We start from the raw sequence: 16,982 nt of genomic DNA, 5'->3' as shown, positions 1-16,982 counted from the left end.
AGCTACTCGGCCGGAATCCAATACTCCAGATGTGAGCGTCCGCCCGCTTCCTGCGCATCGTATTTTTCGATGAAGCTGCGCTTGACTGCAGAACGGGTCACGAAGCCCGATCCGCTCGCCGGGACATTCCAGTCCCGCGCGATCTTGATGGCGCAGTCTTCGGTCAGCACCGGATAGAAGATCGGCTGGTCGGGCAGGCGCGGCGGAAACGCGCGCATGCCGGATTGCTGGATCAACTCCAGCTCTTTTGGACCGACGGGCCGCCAGAGAGTGAGGGTATCTTCGGTGGGGGACATGGGCGTGAGGTCCAAGATCGACCGTCGTCGTTGCGAGCGCAGCGAAGCAATCCAGAATCCTCCGCGGAGACAGCCTGGATCGCTTCGCTGCGCTCGCAATGACGGTGTGGGGGGAGTGCGCGCCCCTTACGAAAAGAACGCGATCTTCTCGGCCTGGGTCATGCGGCGGATCGGGGCGAGCGGGTCGTTGGCCGGTGCGCGGGGTTTTTGCAAGATGCCGCTGGCGAGGATGGTGGCGCCGAGCGAGGCGTCGGACATGGACGCGGACATGGACGCGGGCAGGGGCGAGGGCATCGGCAGCGTCGCGGCCGGGGCTGCCGCCATTGGAGCTGCGGCCGCCATGGCCGGTGCCTGCTGCTCCATCACTTCGGCGGCGGCTTCCGCGATGGCGTCGGTGAGGCGCGCGAGCGAGTCCAGCGCGATCGGCGCGTCCGCGGCGGGCTCTTCGGCGATGGCTGCGAGGACAGGCTCGGCTGCGACCGGCTCCGGCTGTTCGGTGGCAATAGGCGCCACGACATCCGAGAGCGCCGGCTCCGGCGTCGCGGCTGCCATCTCCACCGGCTCGATGATCTCGTCAAACTCGGGATCGGGCGCGGCCATCTCCATCGCGATGGCCTCGAGGATGGCTTCGTCCTCGGCCTCGGCTGCGGCGTCGAGCGAGAACTCCTCGCTTGCTTCCGCCAAGACCTCCGGCTGAGCGGCCGGCTCTTCAAACGCGACGGCTTCGAGCTCGGCATCATTAGGCGCGAGGTTTTCGAGCGCCGCGCTTTCGGAAGGGATTTGGCTTTCGGCCGCGATCCCCTGTGCGGCAGCCGCGTCCATGGCCTGCTCGGCCATGGCGGAGGTTTCAGCGACGGCCGCTGCTTCGTCGGCCGCATCGAGTTCCGGAGCTGCCGCGATCTCTTCGCGTGTCTCCGTAAAAGCCACGGATGCATCGCCCGCCATCGCCGCCGACTCGACGGGCGAGGCTTCTGCGACTGATGACGGCGCCTCCTGCGCCGGAGCAGGCGCGGCCTGCGGCGTTGCGTCGCCGTCGAGCTGCTCGACTCGATCCTTCAGCAGATCGAACGCAGCCTTGAGCTCGATCCGGGGATCGAGGGTCGAGATCTGCCCGCAGGCGGCCTCGATCGAGGCCAGCTGCGAATCAATGAGGTCGCAGATTCGCCCGTCGGCGCCGATCTCGCGCCAGCGCCAGGAGATCTCCTTGATGATGCGTACCCCGCGCGGGATCGGCGCGAGACTCGCCTCGATCGCGCCGGGATCGAACGCGGCGAGCGCGATCGTCTCGGCCTCGCGGATGGCGCGGCGGATATCGACCAGCGCCTCGGGCAGGCGGTCTTCGACGACTGGTTGCCGCTGTGCCGCAAGGGTTTCCTCGATTTTGGCAACCGCATCCAGCACCATGCGCGTGTCGGCATTGCGGTTGCGCTTGGCATATTCGCCGAGGAACCAGCGGCCGCGCGCGGTCTCCATGAAGGCTTCGCGGATCGCGTCGTAATCCTGCTCGTTCGGCGCGGCCGCGCGGGCAGACATGGGCGAGAGGGCGAATGCTTCGTTGGCCATGACAATCTCGTCGCGCAAATCAGTGCGCGTTACTGTAACGATCACCACGATATCGACCGAATCGCAATTGGTTTGATGCAGTCCGAATCACAAATCCCCATCGCGGCAGCGACGAAGCGGCGATTCGCCGTGAGCCTCGCCGTGTTCTATTCGGCCTTCTTTGCGGTCCTGGGCACGCATGTGCCGTTCTTCCCGGTCTGGCTGAAGGCGATCGGCATCGACGCTGTCTGGATCGGCATCATCGCCGCGCTGCCGGCGATCACGCGCTTCACCACGCTGCCGCAAGTGACCGCCTTTGCCGAAAAGCGACAGGCCATTCGCGCCGCCATCATGGTGTCGGCGCTGGCCACTGCGATCGGATTTACGATGGTCGGCCTGCAGCAGCAGCCGCTGGCGCTGTTCCTGGTCTACGCGCTGACCTGCACGATGTGGACGCCGACGATGCCGCTGACCGATGCCTATGCGCTGCGCGGTGTCGCCCGCTACGGGCTCGACTACGGACCCCTGCGACTGTGGGGGTCGGCGGCGTTTGCCGCCGGCTCGCTCGCCTGCGGCTATCTCGTCGACATCATCGCTCCGCGCGACCTGATCTGGGTCATCGTGGCCTGGGCCGTCGTCGCGGTTCTCGCCAGCCTGCTGCTGCAGCCGCTCGACGATCTCAGGCACAGGACGCCGGAGCGGCACGCCGGCAAGCCGCTGCTGCGCGATGCAGCCTTCTGGGCCGTGATCGCATCGGCGGCGCTGATCCAGAGCAGTCACATCGCCTTCTACACCTTCTCGGCCATCAACTGGCAGCTGCAAGGCATCAGCGGGCTGACCATCGCGGTGCTGTGGACGCTCGGCATCATGGCAGAGATCGTCGTGTTCGCGCTGTCGCCGCGCTTCTCGCTGCAGCCGTCCACGCTGATAGCCATCGGCGGCGTGGTCGCCGTGCTGCGCTGGATCGTCACCGCGAGCGAGCCGCCGCTCGTGCTGCTCGCGATCGCCCAGCTCGGCCACGGCTTCAGCTTCGGCCTGACCATCGTCGGCACCATGAACCTTTTGGCGCAGCGCGTGTCTTCGCATCAGATCGCGCGCGGGCAGGGCTATTACGCCGCCTGCAACGGGCTCCTGGGGGCGGCGACGTCGATCGCATCAGGCGCGATCTACGCCCGCATCGGCGACAATGTCTATTACGTCATGGCGGCGATGGCCGCTGCCGGTGCCATTCTGATCTGGTCGGCGCGGCATCGCCTCACGGCTCAGCCCCAGAGCGAAACATCCGGCGGGTAGACCAGGCTGCCGTCATAACGCAGGCCGTGGTCGCGGTCGCGCGCCAGCAGCAAGGGGCCGTCGAGATCGACGAAGCGTGCCTGCGGCGTCACCAGCATCGCCGGCGCCATCGACAGCGAGCTCGCGACCATGCAGCCGATCATGATCTCGAAGCCGAGCGCCTGGGCAGCATCGGCCATAGCCAGCGCCTCGGTGAGGCCGCCGGTCTTGTCGAGCTTGATGTTCACGGCGTCGTATCGATCGCGCAAAGGCGCAAGCGACTTGCGGTCATGCACGCTCTCGTCGGCGCAGACGGCGAGCGGGCGCTTGATGCGCGCCAGCGCTTCGTCGCGGCCTGCCGGCAGCGGCTGCTCCACCAGGGTGACGCCCGAAGCGGCGCAGGCGGCGAGATTGGCCTCCAGATCGGCCTCGGTCCATGCCTCGTTGGCATCGACGATCAGCTCGGCCTCAGGGGCGGCCTTGCGCACGGCCGCGATGCGCTCCGGATCGCCGTCGCCGCCGAGCTTGATCTTGAGCAGCGGACGGTGCGCCGCTTTGGCGGTCGCGGCGGCCATGGCCTCGGGGGTCGCTAACGAGATCGTGTAAGCCGTGGTGCGCTCTTCCGGGGCCGGGCGGCCCAGCAGGTTCCAGGCGCGCAAGCCCGCCGCCTTGGCCTCAAGGTCCATCAGGGCGCAATCCAGGGCGTTGCGGGCCGCACCTGATGGCATTGCGGCCTGGAGGGTCTCTCGCGTCAGCCCGCCCGCGACGGCCTCCTGCATGGCCTGGATCGCAGCCAGCGTCGCCTCCGGCGTCTCGCCGTAGCGGGGATAGGGCACGCACTCGCCGCGTCCGGTCAGGCCGCCCCGGCTGACCTCCGCCACGACCGTGACGGCCTCGGTTTTGGCGCCCCGACTGATGGTAAAACTGCCGGCGATCGGGAAGCGCTCGATTCGCGCCGCCAAAGCTGCAAATTTCATGGAAGTCATTTTGAACTCTGGCGAAATCTGAACCTGCTAGTTACCTCTAGCAACTAACATTAACCCTTGGGGATACCTTCTCTGGGTAAGGGCGCGTGCGCAACCATCTGATTTTCTCCGCCCCGGCACGGGAGCGGACATGACTGGCGATCCGAAGCTGGAACGGATTGCCAAGGGCGACGCCCTGGCACTGTGCGCCACCGGCACCTGGACCGCGAGCTTTGCGCCGGTCCTGGAGCGGATGGTCGCCGACGCCGAGAAGCTTGCAGACACCCCACAAAGCATCTTCATCGACGTCTCCGAGGTCGCCAAGCTCGACACGTTCGGCGCCTGGCTGATCGAGCGGCTGCGCCGCAGCCTGACCCAGGGGGCCGTCGAGGCGCAGATCGCGGGGCTCTCCGCCAATTATTCCAGCCTCGTGGACGAGGTGCGGCGGGTCAGGGGGGCGGCCGTGGTCGACAGCGACCCGATCACCATCTCCGGGATGCTGGAGCAGATCGGCCGGACCGTGGCCGGCGTCGCCGGCACGGTGGCAGGCCTCGTCGACATGCTGGGGGCCGTGCTCGCGGCGTGGTTTCGCGTCCTGATTCATCCGCGCTCGTTCCGCCTGACCTCGACCGTGCATCACATGGAGCAGGTCTGCTGGCGCGCGGTGCCGATCATCGTACTGATCACCTTCCTGATCGGCTGCATCATCGCGCAGCAGGGCATCTTCCATTTCCGCCGCTTCGGCGCCGACATCTTCGTGGTCGACATGCTCGGGGTGCTGGTGCTGCGCGAGATCGGCGTGCTCCTGGTCGCGATCATGGTCGCGGGCCGTTCGGGCAGCGCCTACACCGCCGAGCTCGGCTCGATGAAGATGCGCGAGGAGATCGACGCGCTGCGCACCATGGGGTTCGATCCGATCGAGGTCCTGGTGCTGCCGCGCATGATGGCGCTGGTGCTGGCGCTGCCGATCCTCGCATTCCTCGGCGCCATGGCCGCGCTCTATGGCGGCGGTCTGGTGGCCTGGCTCTATGGCGGCGTCCAGCCCGAGGCCTTCCTGCTGCGCCTGCGCGACGCCATCTCGATCGACCATTTCATCGTCGGCATCGTCAAGGCGCCGGTGATGGCCGCCGTGATCGGCATCGTCGCCTGCGTCGAAGGGCTCGCCGTGCAGGGCAGCGCGGAATCGCTGGGTCAGCACACCACCGCGTCGGTGGTGAAGGGCATCTTCTTCGTCATCGTCATGGACGGCATCTTCGCCATCTTCTTCGCCTCGATCGGGATGTGACGATGGCAAGAGAAACTCAAAGCGAGATCCAGGACCCGATCATCCGCGTCCGCGGCATCACCGTGCAGTTTGGCTCAACGCGCGTGCTGGACGGGCTCAACCTCGACGTCAAGCGCGGCGAGATTTTGGGATTTGTCGGCCCCTCGGGCGCGGGCAAGTCGGTGCTGACGCGCACTATCATCGGCCTCGTGCCGAAGGTCGCGGGCTCCATCGAAGTGTTCGGCGTTGATCTCGATTCCTCGAGCACGACGCAGCGGCGCGACGTCGAGCGGCGCTGGGGCGTCCTGTTCCAGCAGGGCGCGCTGTTCTCATCGCTGACCGTGCGGCAGAACATCCAGTTTCCGATGCGCGAATATCTGCGCGTCTCGCAGCGGCTGATGGACGAGATCACCATCGCCAAGCTCACCATGGTCGGCCTCAAGCCCGAGGTCGCCGAGCGTTTCCCGTCCGAGCTCTCCGGAGGCATGATCAAGCGCGTGGCGCTGGCGCGTGCGCTGTCGCTCGATCCCGACCTCGTCTTTCTGGACGAGCCGACGTCGGGCCTCGATCCGATCGGCGCGGGCGACTTCGACGAGCTGGTTCGGACCCTGCAGCGCACTTTGGGGCTGACGGTTTTCATGGTAACCCACGACCTCGACAGCCTATACACAGCATGTGACCGCATCGCCGTTTTAGGGAACGGTAAGATCATTGCGGCAGGGTCGATCGCCGACATGCAGGCCTCGCAGCATCCCTGGCTGAGGCAGTATTTTCATGGCAAGCGCGCCCGCGCGGTCATGGGTTGAGAGCTGGGTTGAGTAGCCGGAGCACCTGATGGAAACGCGGGCGAACTACATTTTGATCGGCTCGTTCACGCTGGCGGTGATCGCCGCCGCGATCGGCTTCGTGCTGTGGTTTCAGTCGCTGCACACCACCAAGCAGCGCAGCCCCCTGCGCGTCGTGTTCGAGGGCCCGGCGGCGGGCCTGCGCAACGGCGGCAGCGTCAATTTCAACGGTATCAGGGTGGGCGAGGTGGTCTCGGTGAAGCTGGACAACCCGCGGCGGGTTGTCGCACTCGCCATGATCGAGAACAACGCCCCGATCCGCAAGGACACCCTGGTCGGCCTCGAATTCCAGGGTCTCACCGGCGTTGCGGCGATCTCGCTGAAGGGCGGCGAGGAGGCCGCGCCAGCTCCGCCGCTCGACCAGGACGGCATCCCGACGCTCACGGCCGACCCCAACAAGCTCCAGGATGTCACCGAGGCGATCCGCGCCACGCTGCAGAACGTCAACAAGATCGTCGCCGACAATCAGGAATCGGTGAAGAACTCGCTGAAGAACCTCGAGACCTTTACCAACTCGCTGGCGCGCAATTCCGAAAAGATCGACGCCGTGATGGCCAAGGTCGATGGCGTCATGCTCAAGGCCGACAATCTCATGCTCGGCCTCAACACGCTGGCCGGCGGCAAGGACGGCGGCGAGCTGTTCCAGGCGGTGAAGTCGATCCGCGAGCTAGCCGAAGATTTCGACAAGCGCTCCGGCGCTCTGATGGCCGACGGCCGCCGCACGCTCGGCGACATCAGCCGCGCCGTGAACAATTTCGACCGCAACCCGACCCGCGTCCTGTTCGGCGCCAGCAATTCGTCGCAGCCCGCCCCGCCGCCCGAGCCGCCGAAGCCTGCGGCAGCGCCGAGGCGGTAGGCGGTAGGAAAGCGCGAATGGGGAGTGGCGAATAGCGAGTAGCGTATACAGCCTTCCTCACGGATCGATCCCAAACAAAAACGGAGCCCGCGAGGGCTCCGTTTTCATTCGCTATTCGCTATTCGCCATTGGCGAGCTTCCGCTCACCCCAGCCGGCCCGCCGCGTGCGCGAGCAGGGTGTAGACCAGGCCCGTTTCCGAGATCAGGTGGCTGCGCAGCTCCTGCGGGCCGCGGCCGTCGCGGGCGACTTCGTCGAGGAGGCGCTCGAACTCGGCGACGTAGCGGTCGACCGTGCCCTTGAAGTTGCGGTCGGCGCGGTACTTGCGGGCGACCTCGTCGAAGGCCTTCTGGCCGGCGGGCGTGTACAGGCGCTTGGTGAAGGCCTTGTTCTCGCCGCGCTGGTAGCGGTCCCACATCTCGGCGGCGAGGTTGCGGTCCATCAGCCGGCCGATGTCGAGCGACAGCGATTCCAGCGGATTGCTGCTTGCCTGCGGCGCCTGCGGCTGCGGCGCGGGTGCCGCGCGGCCACGCGGAGCCTGACCGGCCGGTGCGCCCTGATTGGCGTCGGTGCGGTTGAGCAGGTCCGACAGCCAGCCGTCACGGCCCTGGTCGTTGCCACCGGGCGCGACCGGCGGCGCTTCGGTGCGGCGCCCGGCCGGCATGCCGAGGTCCGGCGGCGGCAGCGTCGAGGCGCTGCCGATGTCGCGCATGCGGGTCTCGGGAGCCCGGCCGCCGACGGCGGCCAGCACCGGCTCTTCCTGGCGTTGCACGCTGGCGCGGCCCGCCGTGGTGACGTCGAGCCCGCGGCCGTGCTGGGCCACGATGCGGTTGAGCTCGGCGAGCGCCTCGATCTGGTCGACGATCACCTTGCGCATCTGCGCCGTGCTCTCGGCGGCCTCCTGCGGCATCTCGAGTACGCCGCGGCGCAGCTCGTTGCGGGTGGCTTCGAGCTCGTTGTGCATCTCCAAAGCCATCTGCTTCATGCTGGCGACGAGGTTGGTGAACTTCTCGGTCGACTGCTTGAACATCGTATCCGCCTCGTCCGTGGTCTGGCGGTAGATGTCGTGCATGGCCTCGATGGTCTGCCGGTGCTCCTCTTCAGACGCCGCGCGCACCGCCTCGAACTGGCGGGTGATCGCGGCCGAGCCGGCGCCGGCGGTCTCGGCGACGACGCGGGCGATGTCGCGGGCGCGCTCTTCGGCCGCGGCAAGCGATTCATCGAGCAGGCCGGTGAAGCGCGACAGCCGCTGGTCGAGATCGGCCGTGCGCAGGTCGATCGTGGTGACGAGCGATTCCAGTGCCTGCTTGCGTTCGGCGAGCGAGGCAGTGGTGTTCTTGTTGCTCTGCTCGACGACCTGCGCGGCCTCGACCAGCGCCTGGCCATGCTTGTCGAACTGGGTCGACAGCTCGCCGAGATCCTGCAGCGCCTTCGTGGTCTTGCTGTTGAAGACGTTGAGCTGCTCTTCCAGGTTCTGCGTCGCCGCGCCGTTGCGCGAGGTGACGTCGTTCATCGCCGAGACGAAGTCGGCGACGCGGGTCACCAGCGCCCGCTCGAGCGAGTTGAGGTTGTCGTGCGCACCGGTCAGCACCTCCTGGAGCAGGATGTTGCCTTCGCGCAGGCGCTCGAACAGGGCGACCGTGTCGGTGCGCAGGATCTTGCTGGTCTCCTGCATCTCCGTGACGGCCGCGATCGAGACCTGGCGCGACTGGTCGATCGCGGAACGCGAGGCCTGCTCGAGGTCCTTGAGCGACTTGCCGACGGCGCTGGTGGCGACCTCGCTCGCCGCGTTGATGGTGCGGGCGACTTCCGAGCCGTTGCCCATCATGGTCTGCGAGAAGGCCTGGCCGCGCGTCTCGATCGACTTCAGCGCGTCGGAGGTGACGCGGTCGATGTCGAGCGTGAGCTGGCTGGTCTTGGAGCCAATCGCGTCGACCAGTGCGCCGCGCTTGGCGTCGATCATGTTCGACAGGCGGTCGGCCTGCTGCTGCACGTAGGTGACGATCTCGTCGGTCTTGCCGGTCATGGCCTGACCGAAGCTGGAGCTGGCGGCGAGCACCGAGCGCTCGACGTCGGCCGAGCTCGACTTGACGCGCGAGCTCGCCTCGTTGGAGGCGGAGATCAGCGCGTTCTGGGCATTGAGCGCGCTGGTCTGGATGTCGTTGGTCGCGTTGGCGGCGGCTGCGCTCAGCGTGCGCTCGATCTCGGTCGAGATCGTGCGGATCTGGCTCGCGGCGTCGGCCGAGGTCGAGGTCAGCGAGATCTGGGCTTCACGCGCGCTGTTGAGGATGGTCGAGGCGGTGTCGGCGCCGACCGCGGTCAGCGTGCGCTCGATGTCCGTCGTCAGCGACTTGATCTGGCCCGCCGCATCGGTCGAGGCGGAGATCAGCGTGCCCTGGGCCTCGCGCACGCCGCTGGTGAGCGCCTCGATGGTGGCGCCGCCGGCTGTCGCCAGCGCGCGCTGCATCTCGGCCGCGAGCGAACGGACCTGGCTGGTTTGTTCTGCGGAGACAGCAAGAAGGGTGCTCTGGGCGTCGCGGGCGCTGGTGGTGATCGTCTCGGCGGTGGTCTGGCCGACCTGAGAGAGCGAGCGATGCACTTCGGCCGCGAGCGACTTGACCTGGCTCGCCGCGTCCGAGGACGCCGTCACCAGCGTGCTCTGGGCCTCGCGGGCGCCGCTCATGATGGTCTCGGCCGTCGAGGTGCCCGCCATCGTCAGCGAGCGCTGCACGTCCGAGGACAGCGCCTTGATCTGGTTTGCGGTCTCGGTCGAGGCTGCGATCAGCGTGCTCTGCGCATCGCGGGCGCCGGCGGTGATCGACTCCGCCGTGGCGGTGCCGGCCATCGACAGCGAGCGCTGCACGTCGGCGGTGAGGGTCTTGACCTGGCTCGCCGCATCCGAGGACGCGGTGACGAGGGTGGTTTGCACCTCGCGGGCGCCGGCCAGGATCGAGGCTGCGGTGGCGGAGCCCGCCGCCGACAGCGTGCGCTCGACGTCGGCCGCGAGCCCCTTGATCTGGGTGGAGGCTTCGCCCGAGGCCGCGACCAGCGTCGACTGCGCTTCGCGCGCGCTGGTCAGGATCGAGTTCGCCGCACCGGTGCCGACTGCGGTCAGCGCCTGCTCGACCTCGGCCGAGGTCATCTTGAGCTGGGCGTTGACATCGGAGGAGACCGTCAGCAGCGACTGCTGGGCGGTGCGCGCGCCGGTCTGGATGGTCTCGCTGGTGTTGACGACGAGGTTGGTGAGCGAGCGCTCGGCGTCCTCGACATGCGAGCGGATCGCGGTCGAGATCATCTCGGCGCGGGACATCATGTCCTCGCTGGCCTGGCGTCCGCTGCTTTCGATGCGGCCGGCGACGGCCTCGACGCGCGAGCCGAGCAGATCCTCGAACTGAGCCACGCGCACGTCGATGTCGCTGGCGACCGAGCCGACCTTGGTCTCGATGGCTTGCTGGATCTCCTGGAAGCGTGCCGTGACCGTGTCGGTCAGATGCGTGCTGCGGCCGTCGATGATCTCGGTGACGCCGGTGATGCGGCGGTCGACCGCCTCGATCGCCTGCGCGGTGCCGTCGGTGAGCGTCGAGGTCAGCAGCGTCAGGCGCGTGTCGATCGACTGCACGGCCTGCGATGCGCCGTTGGTCACGGCGGTGGTCAGGTAGGTGAGGCGGGAGTCGATGGATTCGAGCGCCTGCGTCGCGCCACCCGTGAGTGTGGTCGTGAGGTGGGTCAGGCGGGTGTCGATCGACTGGATGGTCTGCGATGCACCGTCGGTCAGCGAGCTCGTGAGGTGGTTGAGGCGCGCATCGATGGTTTCAATGGCCTGCGAGGCACCGTCGGTGAGCGAGCTCGTGAGGTGATTGAGCCTTGCATCGATTGTTTCGATGGCCTGCGACGCCCCGCCAGTCAGCGACGTCGTGAGGTAGGTGAGGCGGGAGTCGATAGACTGGATCGCCTGCGCGGCACCGTCGGTCAGCGACGTCGCCAGCGTGTTGATGCGTCCGTCGATGGTCTCGGTCATCGACTTCGCGCGGCTGTCGAACGACAGCTCGAGCGCGGCGACGCGGCCGACGAGCTGCTCGTCGAAGGTCCTGATGTGGCCTTGGATGGTGCCGTCGAGGCTGGCGATCTTGCCGTTCAGCGAGGCGTCGATATTGCCGACGCGTTCGCCGATCGTGGTCTCGAACTGCACGAGGCGCTGGTCGAGCACCGCCGTGATCTGGCCGCCGTTCGACGTGAAGCGGGTGTCGAAATCGTCGACATAGGTCTTCAGTGTCTCGGCGATGTCCTGCGTGCGCTGGCCCATGCGCTCGACGATCTCGCCGCCGAAGGTCTTCACGGTGCGGTCGAATTCGGAGATGTGGCGGGTGATCAGCGCGCCCAGCGTGCCGGAGTCGCGGGCGAACTTCTCGACCAGCTCGGTGCCCTGGTTCCTCACCAGCTCGTCGAACGCGCTCATCTGCAGCGACAGCGAATCGTGCGCGGTCTCCGTCTGGCTGACGACCTTGGCGACCAGGGCGTTGACGGTGGCGTCGAGCGCCTCGCTAGCCTTGTCACCGCTCGTCATGATCTGGCCGGCGAGGCGGTTGCCGGCGTCGTCGATCTTGGCGGAGATGTCGTTGGACCGCAGCTCGAGCTCGAGCAGCAGCGAGTCCGACGAGTTCTTCAAGGAATCGTGCACCTGCTCGGTACGCTCGGAGATGCCGTCGACGATCGCGGCGGAACGCTGCTCGAACTCGCCGGTAATGCGGTCGATGCGCTCGTTCAGCATCTCGTGGACGCGGTCGGCGAGGTCGACGAACTCGTCGTGGACGTGGCCGGTCTTGAAGTTGAGGCTGGTGGTCAGCCGCTCGCTGGCGTCGAGCACGGCGCGCGTGGTCTCGTTGCTGGCCTCCTCGAGACGGTCGAGCAGGTCGCCGCCGCGCTCACCGAGCGCCAGGATCATGTTGTCGCCGGCATTGCTCAGCGCCTGGGTGATGTGGGCGCCGCGCTCTTCCAGCGCGCCGGTGATGGACTTGGCGACCTCGTCGACGCGGGAGGCGATCGCGTCCGAGATCAGCGCGATGTCGTGGCGCAGGTCGATCTGCACGCCGGAAATGGCGCTGCGGACCTGCTCGGCCTGGCCGACCAGGTTGTCGCGCTGATGCGCGATGTCCTGGAGCAAAGCGCGGATGCGCACCTCGTTGTCGGAATAGGCGCGTTCGAGCGCGGCGACCTCATTGGCGACCAGCGTCTCGAGCTCACCGGCGCGCGCGATCGCACGCTCGATGCCGTCGCCCATCGCCGCGACCTCGCGGCGGATGGCCTGGCCGACGGTGACCATGGAATCGGAGGCCGAGCCTTCCGGCTCGGAGAAGCGGATCGCGACCTGCGCCATCGCCTGCGCGATCATGCGCATTTCCTGGCCGCGCCAGACGAGGCTCGCGAGGAAGTAGAACAGCATGACCGGTGCGAAGAACATCGCGACGAGGCCGGCGATCACGAGCACGCCGCCGCTCTGGCCCATGGCGGCCTGGATCGAGGGCAGGAAGCCGAAGGTCAGCGCAGCGCATGCGGCGAGCCAGATGCCGGCGAAGATGGTGGCGAAGGTGTAGACGCTGCGGGCAGGGCGGCCCTTCTGCAGCGCCTGGAGCAGCTGGCCGATGGTCTCGCGATCGTCGTTGGCGGCGCGGCGCGCGGTGCGCGGCTCCTCGACCGGGTCGAACACGGTCGAGCGCTCGTTGGCGGCGGGGCGCGGCTCGAAGCTCGGCTCGTCGAAGACCGGAGGCGCGGCCGGCGGCACCGGGGGCGCCGTTTCGTTGCGCATTGCGGCGTTGCGGCTGGTATCGGCCGCGGTGTCGCTGATGTTCAGAGCTTCCTGGATTGCAGAAAGCGCAACTTCTGTAGGGTCTTTGACCTTTTTCGGAGTGTTCGCCATGTTCAGTCCGAGCCCTCGTTACTTGTACGCGTCCCCCCGCGAGCCCTGCGCGCGATGCAAGCCCACAGACCGGATCATGCCGCTTGCGCGGATCTCCGAGCCGTCCCCACCCGGACGGCTTGTCCGCCAATTTCTGCAACATCCTATTGGCAGAGCGTCGCGAATGAAATGCCCGCGATTAAGACATTCTTAATCATCGTTAACAGGATCGCGCCGTAACGCCTTAGCAATCAACGCAATTCTCAACCGGACTCGGCCAATTGCGGCAACTTTTCGTCAATAAACCGGCGGATCTGCGTCAAATCCCCCAAACATTTCGTTAACCATTTCCATGCTTGGGTGAGGGGAATCTGACCGCCGGACCGGCGGCCGTCGCGCGAAGCCGGGGCCTGCGCCATGACGCCTGAACTGCAAGGGATGGACTGGATGCCTTCGCCCCCGCTTGCGCCCATCGACAGCCCGCTCGACCTCGATCACCTCTCTCGAATGACGCTCGGCGACGCTGAGCTGGAGCAGGAAGTGCTGGCCATGTTCGCAGAGCAGGCGGCCCGTCTGCTCGCGGCGATGACCGCATTGCCGGCCGAGACCGGCACGCTTGCGCACAAGCTCAAGGGTTCGGCGCGCGGGATCGGCGCCTTTGCGGTCGCTGATGCCGCTGCCAGCCTGGAGACTGCGATCCGGACCGGCCATGGCCGGCCCCACGCCTTCGCCGCGCTGAAAGAGGCGGTGGCCGAGGCCCGCGCTGCCATCGCGGCGATGCTGAAGCGTTGAGCCGATACGTCCGGAGCCGGGCTCTAGTCGCTTGTTTTGACGCGTTTTCTTCCCGCAAAGCGGGAATCATTTGACTTCAAAACGCTATGGCGCCGGGCTGACCGACCCGTTATAGGACAGCCGGGACCCTCCTTCATTCAAAGCACCGCGGCAGCACGAGCACACATGGCCAAGATTCACTTTGTCGACCACAAGGGCGAAACCCGCACGGTGGAAATCGAGAACGGCGCAACCGTGATGGAAGCTGCGATCCGCAACAGCATTCCCGGCATCGAGGCCGAATGCGGCGGCGCCTGCGCCTGCGCAACCTGCCATGTCTATGTCGACGAAGCCTGGCGCGAGAAGGTCGGCAGCCCGACGCCGATGGAAGAGGACATGCTCGACTTCGGCTTCGACGTGCGCCCGAATTCGCGCCTGTCTTGCCAGATCAAGGTCTCCGACGAGCTCGACGGCCTCGTCGTGGCGACGCCCGAGCGCCAGGCCTGATCCGTCTCCAAGCAGACTGTCCAAGTCGACTAAAGCGCGATGCGATTAGGATGAATCGTCATCGCGCTTTAGGTTATTGTTTGAGCATGATCTTTTCGGAAAACCGCTACACACTTTTCCGGATCATGCTCTAAATGCTCGGCGGCGCGACCTCGATGCCGCGCTTGTGCCAGGGTCTGAGCTTCTCGATCACCTCTGCGGTCAGCGGCGCCGGTCGGCGCGTCGCCTCGTCGAGCAGGACGCCGACCGACGTCGCGGACGCAATGCACGTGCCGTTCGAGAACACGACCTGCTCGAATGTCACCGACGTTCGCCCGAGCTTGACCACGCCGAGGCCGAGCTCGATCGAGCCGGGCCAGTGCAGCTCGGCGCGAAAATGCATGTCGAGCCGCACCATGATCCAGGCGAGCCCCGGCGGGGTCAGCCCGTATTCGGGAAGCTTCATCAGCGTGACACGGCCGGTCTCGAAATATGTGGCATAGACCGCGTTGTTGACGTGCTGGTTCGGGTCTAGGTCGCCGAACCGGACGTTGTCGCTGAGGCGAAACGGAAAGTCCTCAAGGCGCGGGGTCGTGTCGAGGCGGGCTGGCGCGTTCACCGATTGATCTCCGTCATATCCATTCTCGTTACAGCCCAGTTATTTTGCCCCGGCAAGTGGGCGCGGCTGCGGGGCGATCCCGCTTTTATGCCTTTCCTGTTCCATCCCCGTTGGCTAGACAGGCAGGGTCACCTCTGCCCAACGGGCGCCGTCCAACCGATAACGATCGATAAAGAGACGACATGAGCGACGTGATCAAAACCGATGTGCTGATTATTGGGGCCGGGCCGTGTGGTCTGTTCGCCGCCTTCGAACTCGGCCTTCTCGACATGAAGGCGCATTTCGTCGACATCCTCGACAAGGTCGGCGGCCAGTGCGCCGAGCTCTATCCGGAAAAGCCGATTTACGACATTCCCGGCATTCCCCAGGTTTCGGGGCAGGGGCTGACCGACGCGCTGATGGAGCAGATCAAGCCGTTTCATCCGACCTTCCATCTCGGCGAGATGGTCGAGACCGTGGAGAAGATCGGCGATCCCTTGTTTCGCTGCACCACGGATGCCGGCAAGGTGTTCGAATGCAAGGTGGTGGTGATCGCGGCCGGCGGCGGCTCGTTCCAGCCCAAGCGCCCGCCGGTACCGGGTATCGAGGCCTATGAAGGCACCTCGGTGCATTACGCCGTGCGCAAGATGGAGACGTTCCGCGACAAGAGCGTGCTGATCGTCGGCGGCGGCGATTCCGCGCTCGACTGGACGCTCAATCTGCATCCGATTGCGAAGCGCATCACGCTGCTGCATCGGCGCGACGAGTTTCGCGCCGCGCCCCATAGTGTCGAGCAGATGCGCGCGCTGGTTGCCGGCGGCAAGATGGATCTGCGGCTCGGCCAGGTCACCGCGCTCTCCGGCGCTGACGGCAAGCTCACCGGCGCGACCGTCAAGGGCAACGACAACAGCGTCACCGAAATCGCCTGCGACACCATGCTGCCGTTCTTCGGGCTGACCATGAAGCTCGGCCCGGTCGCGAATTGGGGCATCGCGCTGGAGAACAATCTGGTGCCGGTCGAGACGTCCGCGTTCGAGACCAATGTGCCGGGCATCTTCGCGATCGGCGACATCAACACCTATCCCGGCAAGATCAAGTTGATCCTGTGCGGCTTCCACGAGGGCGCGCTGATGTCGCAAAAAGCCCATCGTTATGTCTATCCGGAGAAGCGGCTCGTGTTCCAGTACACGACCTCGTCCTCCAGCCTGCAAAAGAAGCTCGGTGTCAACTGACGGAAGCGTTCGGGGCGGCGATGCCCCATGTTTCTGGTGCTGGAACCGTTCGTGAAATCGCCGTAGTCTGCGGCCATTCCGGTCATAGGCTTGGCCAAGTTTTTGGCTTAGCACAGTTTGGCTCTGCGAAGTCTTGGCTCAGCAAAGGTGATTGGCTCAGCAAGGTGATCATAATGCGGACTCTCGTTTCCAGCTTTCGGCTGCTCTCCTTCCTGGCGCTCGCATTGTCGCTCGCGATCGTGACGCCGTGCGCGGCGCAGACCGCCGAGCCCACGGCGGCGGGCCTCTGGCAGAAGGTCGAAGACGGCAGGACGGTCGGATGGTTCCTCTTCATCGATCGCAACGGCGTCTTCGAAGGCGTAATCGCAAAGACCTTCCCGCGGCCAACCGACGACCCGAACGAGGTCTGCTCCAAGTGCACCGACGATCGCAAGAACGCTCGGGTGCTCGGCATCTCCTTCGTCCGCGACATGAAGCGCGAAGGATTGAAGTACGAGGGCGGCAACGTGCTCAATCCGCGCGACGGCCAGATCTGGAAGGCCAACATGCGGGTCAGCCCCGACGGTCAGACCCTGACGTTGCGCGGCTATCTCGGCATCGCGCTGCTCGGCAAGGACGAGACCTGGACGCGCCTGCCCGATGCCAACATCGCGCAGGTCGATCCGGCCATCGTCGCAAAATACTTGCCCGCGCAGGCTGCAGCCGCCAAGCAACCGGCGCCCGCGGCGAAGAAGGGCGGCGCGATGATGGCGCCGGCAAAGCAGTAAGGGCGCAAGCCGCGCGCTGCGCGGTCTCAATGGCCCTAGCGCAGGGTCTCCAGCCTGTGCGGCCACCTTCGCCGAAGGGCGAACGTGCCTCGGGCGCCCTCCAGTAGTTCCCCGGAATGCGCGCTGGCGCTGGATTTGCATAGCTGTCGGCAAAGCTGCTGGGGGAGCGAGTCGCCGTCTCCACGCCTGCCGCGCAC

13 protein-coding genes are annotated in these 16,982 nt (G+C 66.4%); 8 read left to right on the top strand and 5 right to left on the bottom strand.

Annotation, left to right across the window (positions count from 1 at the left end; translation table 11 throughout):
• Positions 1–2: 2 nt before the first annotated feature.
• Positions 3–296, bottom strand: coding sequence for an ADP-ribosylation/crystallin J1 (locus tag I6F16_RS16230; protein ID WP_225173911.1), 294 nt, complete (start codon positions 294–296; stop codon positions 3–5).
• A gap of 126 nt (positions 297–422) precedes the next feature.
• On the bottom strand, positions 423–1,859 hold the full coding sequence (locus I6F16_RS16225; protein ID WP_225114183.1) for a hypothetical protein: 1,437 nt from the start codon (positions 1,857–1,859) through the stop codon (positions 423–425).
• Positions 1,860–1,934: 75 nt separating this feature from the next.
• On the opposite strand from I6F16_RS16225, the gene I6F16_RS16220 reads away from it, so the two are divergent.
• Positions 1,935–3,131, top strand: coding sequence for an MFS transporter (locus I6F16_RS16220; protein ID WP_225114184.1), 1,197 nt, complete (start codon positions 1,935–1,937; stop codon positions 3,129–3,131).
• On the opposite strand, the gene dgcA is transcribed toward I6F16_RS16220, so the two are convergent.
• Positions 3,101–4,096, bottom strand: coding sequence for an N-acetyl-D-Glu racemase DgcA (dgcA, locus tag I6F16_RS16215; RefSeq protein WP_225114185.1), 996 nt, complete (start codon positions 4,094–4,096; stop codon positions 3,101–3,103). The genes I6F16_RS16220 and dgcA overlap by 31 nt on opposite strands.
• Positions 4,097–4,226: 130 nt before the next feature.
• Here dgcA and I6F16_RS16210 point away from each other — a divergent pair, with 130 nt between their 5' ends.
• Genes I6F16_RS16210 through I6F16_RS16200 form a run of 3 tightly spaced genes read left to right on the top strand, consistent with a single transcriptional unit; the run spans position 4,227 to position 7,040 of the window.
• A complete protein-coding gene (locus tag I6F16_RS16210) occupies positions 4,227–5,360 on the top strand; it encodes an ABC transporter permease (protein ID WP_225114186.1) in 1,134 nt (377 codons plus the stop codon).
• 2 nt (positions 5,361–5,362) lie between these two features.
• Positions 5,363–6,145 carry an ABC transporter ATP-binding protein gene (locus tag I6F16_RS16205; RefSeq protein ID WP_225114187.1) on the top strand — a complete coding sequence of 261 codons (783 nt, stop codon included), beginning with the start codon at positions 5,363–5,365 and terminating at the stop codon, positions 6,143–6,145.
• Between the two features lie 28 nt (positions 6,146–6,173).
• The gene (locus tag I6F16_RS16200) at positions 6,174–7,040 is read left to right on the top strand and encodes an MlaD family protein (RefSeq protein ID WP_036015558.1); all 867 of its coding nucleotides are present in this window, start codon (positions 6,174–6,176) and stop codon (positions 7,038–7,040) included.
• A 143-nt stretch (positions 7,041–7,183) separates the two neighbouring features.
• Here I6F16_RS16200 and I6F16_RS16195 read toward each other — a convergent pair whose 3' ends face one another.
• Positions 7,184–12,952 (bottom strand): negative regulator of septation ring formation, encoded by a 5,769-nt coding sequence (locus tag I6F16_RS16195; protein WP_225173864.1) that lies wholly within the window; start codon positions 12,950–12,952, stop codon positions 7,184–7,186.
• 396 nt (positions 12,953–13,348) lie between these two features.
• On the opposite strand from I6F16_RS16195, the gene I6F16_RS16190 reads away from it, so the two are divergent.
• The gene (locus I6F16_RS16190; protein ID WP_085969292.1) at positions 13,349–13,723 is read left to right on the top strand and encodes an Hpt domain-containing protein; all 375 of its coding nucleotides are present in this window, start codon (positions 13,349–13,351) and stop codon (positions 13,721–13,723) included.
• Between the two features lie 165 nt (positions 13,724–13,888).
• Complete coding sequence (locus tag I6F16_RS16185; protein WP_008143731.1) at positions 13,889–14,209, top strand: 2Fe-2S iron-sulfur cluster-binding protein; 321 nt, start codon at positions 13,889–13,891, stop codon at positions 14,207–14,209.
• A 130-nt stretch (positions 14,210–14,339) separates the two neighbouring features.
• Here the strand turns inward: I6F16_RS16185 and I6F16_RS16180 are convergent, their stop codons facing one another.
• Positions 14,340–14,807 carry a thioesterase family protein gene (locus I6F16_RS16180; protein ID WP_036030229.1) on the bottom strand — a complete coding sequence of 156 codons (468 nt, stop codon included), beginning with the start codon at positions 14,805–14,807 and terminating at the stop codon, positions 14,340–14,342.
• 182 nt (positions 14,808–14,989) lie between these two features.
• Here I6F16_RS16180 and I6F16_RS16175 point away from each other — a divergent pair, with 182 nt between their 5' ends.
• Complete coding sequence (locus I6F16_RS16175) at positions 14,990–16,018, top strand: NAD(P)/FAD-dependent oxidoreductase (protein WP_036015581.1); 1,029 nt, start codon at positions 14,990–14,992, stop codon at positions 16,016–16,018.
• A gap of 173 nt (positions 16,019–16,191) precedes the next feature.
• A complete protein-coding gene (locus I6F16_RS16170; protein WP_036044525.1) occupies positions 16,192–16,785 on the top strand; it encodes a DUF2147 domain-containing protein in 594 nt (197 codons plus the stop codon).
• Positions 16,786–16,982: the final 197 nt, after the last annotated feature.

Source organism: Bradyrhizobium sp. IC4060, assembly GCF_020193715.1.
Taxonomy (GTDB): domain Bacteria; phylum Pseudomonadota; class Alphaproteobacteria; order Rhizobiales; family Xanthobacteraceae; genus Bradyrhizobium; species Bradyrhizobium yuanmingense.
Note: the sequence above shows the minus strand (reverse complement) of the source record. Positions and strands in the feature narration are given on the sequence as shown.